The 6,977-nt window shown below is 59.4% G+C and carries 6 protein-coding genes; 2 read left to right on the top strand and 4 right to left on the bottom strand.

What is annotated here, in order from left to right; genetic code table 11:
- From arsJ to IBX51_RS13705, 3 genes are all read right to left on the bottom strand, one after another.
- The coding region (gene arsJ / locus IBX51_RS13715; RefSeq protein WP_291831848.1) for an organoarsenical effux MFS transporter ArsJ at positions 1 to 1,094 on the bottom strand (1,094 nt) is incomplete at its 3' end.
- 1 nt (position 1,095) lies between these two features.
- A complete protein-coding gene (locus IBX51_RS13710; RefSeq protein WP_291831847.1) occupies positions 1,096 to 2,100 on the bottom strand; it encodes an ArsJ-associated glyceraldehyde-3-phosphate dehydrogenase in 1,005 nt (334 codons plus the stop codon).
- 45 nt (positions 2,101 to 2,145) lie between these two features.
- Positions 2,146 to 2,910, bottom strand: coding sequence for a metalloregulator ArsR/SmtB family transcription factor (locus IBX51_RS13705; protein WP_291831846.1), 765 nt, complete (start codon positions 2,908 to 2,910; stop codon positions 2,146 to 2,148).
- Between the two features lie 91 nt (positions 2,911 to 3,001).
- Here IBX51_RS13705 and arsH point away from each other — a divergent pair, with 91 nt between their 5' ends.
- Positions 3,002 to 3,718, top strand: coding sequence for an arsenical resistance protein ArsH (gene arsH, locus IBX51_RS13700; protein ID WP_291831845.1), 717 nt, complete (start codon positions 3,002 to 3,004; stop codon positions 3,716 to 3,718).
- A 10-nt stretch (positions 3,719 to 3,728) separates the two neighbouring features.
- Positions 3,729 to 4,799, top strand: a complete 1,071-nt coding sequence (arsB, locus tag IBX51_RS13695) for an ACR3 family arsenite efflux transporter (protein ID WP_291831843.1) — start codon at positions 3,729 to 3,731, stop codon at positions 4,797 to 4,799.
- 21 nt (positions 4,800 to 4,820) lie between these two features.
- Here arsB and uvrD read toward each other — a convergent pair whose 3' ends face one another.
- Positions 4,821 to 6,971 (bottom strand): DNA helicase II, encoded by a 2,151-nt coding sequence (uvrD, locus tag IBX51_RS13690; protein ID WP_291831849.1) that lies wholly within the window; start codon positions 6,969 to 6,971, stop codon positions 4,821 to 4,823.
- Between the last annotated feature and the right edge of the window lie 6 nt (positions 6,972 to 6,977).

Raw genomic sequence — 6,977 nt, 5'->3', positions numbered from 1 at the left:
ACCTGATACACCCAACCGGACAGGATGGTACCCAACAACCGGCCGGCAGCGTTGGACATGTAATAAAACCCCACATCCAGCGAGACACCGTCGCCCCGGGCATAGCTGACAATCAGGTAGCTGTGCAGAGAGGAGTTGATGGCAAACAGCACGCCGAACAACATCAGACCGCCCACCACCACCCACTGGGGCGACCAACCGGCCATCAGGCCGCCGGCTATCGCGGCCGGTATCAGTGCCAGAATGGCGGCCCACAGCACCACCGGCCGCTTACCTTCCATATTGCCAGTAATCCTGGGCGCAATGGTCTGGATAAAACCATAGCCGATAATCCAGCTGGCCATAAAACCACCCACCTGCCAGTGGTCCCAGCCGAACACGGTGGCCATGTACACCGGCAGCGCCACCACAAACCACACATCCCGGGCGCCGAACAGGAACATCCGGGCCGCGGATAACACGTTGATGGCCCGGCTCTTGGACAGAATTTCACTGAACTTCGGCTTGGCCTTGCTCTTGCCCAACTCCTGCTTGAGCAAAAACAGGCTGGCCAGCCACACCAAGCCAAGACCGACAGCCATGATCATCACCGCGCCCTTGAAGCCCGCCGTCATCAGCAGCACGCCACCGAGAAAGAAGCCTACCCCCTTCAGGGTGTTCTTGGAGCCGGTGAGAATGGCCACCCACTTATACAGGGTGCCCTGCTGCTCGTCTGGCACCAGCAATTTGATGCCGCTCTTGGCGGACATCTTGTTGAGGTCTTTGGCAATGCCGGACAACGCCTGGGCGATCATCACCCAGACCACCGTCAGCATGGCCGACGGCACCGCCAGCATGGCCAGCGCGACAATCTGCAGGAACAGCCCGATGTTCATGGTGCGGTTCAGGCCCATGCGGGCCCCCAGATAGCCGCCCACCAGATTGGTCACCACCCCGAAGAATTCGTAGAAAACGAACAACAGGGCGATTTCCAGCGGCGAATAACCCAGCTGGTTGAAATGCAGCACCACCAGCATCCGCAAGGCCCCGTCCGTCAGGGTAAAGGCCCAGTAATTGCCGGTGATGACCAGGTACTGACGGATGGCGGCGGTCATATCAGGCGGAACCTACCTTGCGCGCCAGCTCGACGGTGCGGTTAGCGTAGCCCCACTCGTTGTCGTACCAGGCGTAGATTTTCACCTGGGTGCCATTGATCACCAGGGTGGACAGGGCATCAACGATGGACGAGCGCGGGTCGGTCTTGTAGTCAATCGATACCAGCGGCCGCTCCTCGTAACCCAGGATGTCTTTCAGCTCGCCCTCGGCTGCCTCTTTCAACAGCTTGTTGACGGTCTCGACATCCGTGGGTGTTTCCACCTCAAAAACGCAATCGGTCAGCGAGGCGTTGATCAAGGGAATGCGCACCGCATGGCCATCCAGCCGCCCTTTCAGGTCCGGAAAGATCTCGATAATCGCCGTGGCGGAACCGGTGGTGGTCGGAATCAATGAGCTGCCACAGGCCCGGGCCCGGCGCAGATCCTTGTGCGGCGCATCCAGAATGGTCTGGGTGTTGGTCAGACTGTGAATGGTGGTGATGGAGCCGTGTTTGATGCCCAGCTTCTCATGAATCACCTTGACCACTGGCGCCAGGCAGTTGGTGGTGCAGGAAGCAGCAGTGACGATGCGATCATTGGCCGGATCAAACACGTCTTCGTTGACACCCATGGTGATATTCTTCGCGCCCGGTTCCTTGACCGGGGCAGTAACCACCACCCGCTTTACGCCCTGGTCCAGATAGCCCTGCAGTGCCGCGACGGTCTTGTTCACACCGCTGGCTTCGATCACCAGATCGCAACCGGACCAGTCGGTGTCGCCGATGGCCTTGTTACGGGTGACGGTCAGGCGCTGGCCCTCAATCACCATGTCGTCGCCATCGGCCGTGGCCTCATGGCTCCAGCGGCCGTGCACGCTGTCGAAGTTCAGAAGGTGGGCCAGTGTGTGGGCGTCCGCGCCCGGATCGTTAATGGCAACAAACTCCATGTCCGGCCAGCCCCAGGCAGCCCGAAGCGACAAGCGACCGATGCGGCCAAATCCGTTAATGCCTACTTTGATCTTGCTCATGATGTACTCCTTGCGAGACTCGCAATCCGTTGGTTCAATGAATAGTCAGGGGCATTGCACTGCCGGGCGCTGGGCCATCGCCTGCAATCGGGCCATGGGCTGCACAATCAATGCACCGTTGTTTAGCGCAGTTTCGTCCAGAACCCGCACCAGCCAGTCTGGCAAGCGCGGGTTAAGGTAATAATAGACCCATTGGCCGCGCCTTTCGGTTTCCAGCAACCCGGCATCCCGCAATGTGGCCAGATGGCGGCTTACTTTGGGCTGAGAAACCTCGAAGGCTTCGGTCAGTTCGCACACGCACAGTTTGTCCTGATCACGAATCAGCAGCAGCGCGGCAAGTCGCAGGTCATCACCGAGTGCTTTGAAAATGGTGACCGGCTGGTAGCCTTCCGGCTTCATCCCGGTTTCTTTCTGGTGGACTAAAGTAAACAGACCGATCCGCTCTTTCAGCTCTTTGAGGGCCAGGGCAAAGGTGGCATGGCGGTTACTCTGCGCCGGGTCGGGAAAATCCCAGGCAATGCGCTGTGCCGGCTGGCACACATCACCGCATTCGTTAGCGGCTTTTTCACACAGGGTAATCACGTAATCCCAGTACTGATCCTGCAGGCCGGCCAACGGCTTGCTGGACAAACCTTCGGTGGCGATGCCCGCCTCTGCCAGCACCTGCAACGCCATCGGATGGGGTTTTGACGGCTGGGTACCGGCACTGGCCACCTCAAACCGGTCGCCGGCCATGTGTCGGAGCAGGGCTTCGGCCATCAGAGAACGGGCGCTGTTGGCGGTGCAGACAAAAAGAACGCGACGTTTCATATCTGATTTCCTGAATATTCGTTTTTACGTATATTTAATTTTATGCATAATAGTGTGACAATCTGGTGTCGTAAAGGATGATCTCTCAAATATGAACCCCCAAGACCTCCCGAATATTGAACCCGACCTGTTTGATGCGCCGACGGCGGACAAGGTCTTTGCCATGACGCCTTCTGGCCATGCCCCAAGGATTCTGCTGCTGTACGGCTCCCTGCGGGAGCGCTCGTTCAGCCGACTGGTCGTGGAAGAATCGGCCCGCCTGTTACAGGCCATGGGCGCAGAAACCCGGGTCTATGACCCGAGGGGCCTGCCCCTGGCCGATGCCGAGGATGCCTCGCACCCAAAAGTTCAGGAATTGCGGGAGCTGGCGCAGTGGAGCGAGGGCATGGTGTGGTGCTCGCCGGAACGCCACGGTGCCATGACCGGCATCATGAAAACCCAGATCGACTGGATTCCGCTGGCTCTGGGCGCGGTTCGCCCCACCCAGGGCAAGACTCTGGCGGTGATGCAGGTGTGTGGCGGCTCCCAGTCGTTCAATGTGGTTAATCAGTTGCGGGTACTGGGGCGGTGGATGCGGATGGTCACCATCCCGAACCAGTCGTCGGTGCCCAAGGCGTTCATGGAGTTTGATGATACCGACCGCATGAAGCCTTCGTCCTACTACGACCGTATCGTGGATGTCATGGAAGAGCTGATAAAGTTCACCCTGCTGGTGCGCGACCGCAGCGATTACCTGACCGACCGCTATTCCGAGCGCAAGGAAAGTGCTGAAGAACTGTCCAAACGCGTGAACCAACGATCCATCTGAGAGGCAACCAATGAGCAGCAAGCCCGATGTTACCCCTGCTGACGACACCGCCGGCGGCATGGACCTGTTCGGACGCTACCTGTCTGTATGGGTCGCGCTGGCCATCGTCGCCGGCGTGGCGCTGGGCCAGCTGGCGCCCTCGGTACCCGAGACCCTGTCGCGCTTTGAGTACGCCCAGGTGTCCATCCCCATCGCCATTCTGATCTGGGCGATGATTTTCCCGATGATGGCGCAAATCGATTTCAGCGCCATCGTGGGCGTGCGCAAGGAACCGAAGGGGCTGGCCATCACCACCACCGTGAACTGGCTGATCAAGCCCTTCACCATGTTTGCCATCGCCTGGTTTTTCCTGATGGTGGTGTTCGAGCCGTTCATTACCCCGGAACTGGCCAGTGAATACCTGGCCGGCGCTATTTTGCTGGGCGCCGCACCCTGCACCGCCATGGTGTTTGTCTGGAGCTATCTGACCAAAGGCGATGCGGCCTATACGCTGGTGCAGGTGTCCCTGAACGACATCATCATGCTGTTCGCCTTCGCCCCGATTGTGGTGTTCCTGCTCGGTATTTCTGACATACAGGTACCCTGGGATACCGTCATTCTGTCGGTGGTGCTGTATATCGTGATTCCACTGGTGGCCGGCTACCTGACCCGGCGCGCTCTGATTACCCGCCATGGCCAGCGCTGGTACGACGACGTGTTCATGAAGCGGCTGAGCCCGATCACTCCGGCGGCCCTGATCGTTACCCTGGTATTACTGTTTGCCTTTCAGGGCGACGTCATTCTGAACAACCCGCTGCACATCGCCCTGATTGCGGTGCCGCTGATTCTCCAGACCGTGCTGATTTTCGCCATCGCCTACGGTTGGGCAAAAATGTGGAAAGTGCGCCACTGCATCGCCGCCCCCGGCGCCATGATCGGCGCCAGTAACTTCTTCGAATTGGCGGTGGCAGCGGCCATCGCCCTGTTCGGTCTGCAATCCGGCGCGGCGCTGGCTACCGTGGTGGGTGTACTGGTGGAAGTCCCGCTGATGTTAATGCTGGTGAAGTTTGCCAACAAAACCCGGGGGCACTTCCCGGCTTAAAGCTTGTGTGCGCCTCCGGTGTTAACAGGCCTCGAGGGGCGCATACGCCAACACCAACCACTTGGCCCCCTCATCAAAGTTCACCTGCACCCGGGTATGATGCCCGGTGCCCTCGGAATTCATAACAATGCCCTCGCCAAACTTGGGATGACGCACTCGCTGGCCCAAGCTGAAGCCGGACTGCCGGGCGGAATCCTGGCTGAACATGCTCTCATTGGGACGGCCGACCATGGCCGGCCGTGTCACTGTATTGCGTAAGCGGACTTCCTGCAGACAATCCGCCGGAATCTCCCGCACAAACCGCGACAAGGCGTGGAATTTTTCCTGCCCGTACAAACGACGGGATTCCGCGTAAGTGAGCACCAGCTTTTTCATGGCGCGGGTAATACCCACGTAGGCCAGACGCCGCTCTTCTTCCATCCGGCCCGGCTCTTCCAGCGACATGCTGTGCGGAAACAAACCTTCCTCCACGCCAGCCAGGAACACCAGCGGAAACTCCAGGCCCTTGGCCGAGTGCAGAGTCATCAGTTGCACACTGTCTTCGTGGTCTTTGGCCTGGGATTCACCGGCATCCAGCGCCGCCTGAGCAATGAATTCCGACAGCGCATCCACGCCCTCTTCCACCTCAAAATCCGACAGCGCGTTCACCAGTTCCTCCAGGTTTTCCACCCGAGCCTGGCCCTTCTCGCCTTTTTCACTGGCGTGGTAATCCTTCAGGCCACTGTTTTCGATGGCCTGCTTCATCAGGCCTTGCAGTGACGCTTCGCCCACCATGGCAGACAAATCGTTGATGATGTCCATAAACGACTGCAGCCCGGTTTTAGCCCGGCCTTTAACTTGCCCGGCGGTCAGTAAGCGCTCGGCGGATTCCCACAGGGAAATGCTCTGCTCGGTGGCGTACGCCCGCAGCTCGGCCAGGCTCTTGGCGCCAATACCCCGAGCAGGAATGTTCACCACTCGCTCGAAAGCCGCGTCGTCACGCTGGTACTGCACCAATCGCAAATAGGCCAGGGCGTTACGGATCTCCTGACGGTCATAAAAGCGCAGGCCGCCGTACACCCGGTACGGAATGCCCTGGCGCATCAGGGACTCCTCCAGCACCCGGGACTGGGCGTTGGAGCGGTACAGAATGGCGGCTTCGCTGCGCAGGTTACCGTCGTTGACCCAGGCGGTGATGGAATCAGCGATGTAGTTGGCTTCGTCCTGCTCGTTGAACGCCGCGTACAGGCTGATCGGCTCGCCATCCGGGCCGTCGGTCCACAGTTCTTTACCCAGGCGGCCCTGGTTGTTGGCGATCACCGAGTTGGCGGCTTTCAGGATCATCTGGGTGGAGCGGTAGTTCTGCTCTAATCGCACCAGCCGGGCGTTGGGAAAGTCCCGCTGGTACTGCTGGATGTTTTCGATCTTGGCACCGCGCCAGCCGTAAATGGACTGGTCGTCGTCGCCCACCACGGTCAGCGGCACCCGGTTGCTGGCCAACACCTGAAGCCAGGCGTATTGAATGGTGTTGGTGTCCTGGAACTCGTCTACCAGGATGTGCTGAAAACGTTGCTGATAGTGTTTCAACAATTCTGGCCGATGCAGCCACAGCTCGTGGGAGCGCAACAGCAACTCGCCGAAATCCACCAGGCCGCCCTGCTGGCAGAGTTTTTCGTACTGGCGGTAGATCTTCAGCATGGTGTTAGTGAAGTGATCGCCCGGGTTCTCCTGGATATGGTCCGCCCGCAGGCCTTCGTCTTTCTGGCTGTTGATAAACCACTGGGCCTGCTTTGGCGGCCACTGGCTTTCATCAATCTGGAACTCCCGCATCACCCGCTTGACCATGCGCAGCTGGTCATCACTGTCCAGCACCTGAAAATTCTCCGGCAGGCCGGCGTCTTTCCAGTGAGCGCGAAGCAAACGGTGGGCGATGCCGTGGAAGGTACCAAACCACAGCCCCCGGGAGGGGATATCCATCATCTCTTCGATGCGATAACGCATCTCCTTGGCAGCCTTGTTGGTGAACGTCACCGCCAGGATGCCAGTGGGCGGTACCCGGTCTACGGTCATCAGCCAGGCAATCCGGTGCACCAATACCCGGGTTTTACCACTGCCAGCGCCCGCCAGCACCAGCAGGTGATCGTTCTGGGCGGTCACGGCCTCGCGCTGGGCGTCGTTGAGGGGGTCGATAATGTTGGA

Origin of the sequence: Marinobacter sp., from assembly GCF_014859525.1 — a bacterium.
Classification (GTDB): domain Bacteria; phylum Pseudomonadota; class Gammaproteobacteria; order Pseudomonadales; family Oleiphilaceae; genus Marinobacter.
Note: the sequence above shows the minus strand (reverse complement) of the source record. Positions and strands in the feature narration are given on the sequence as shown.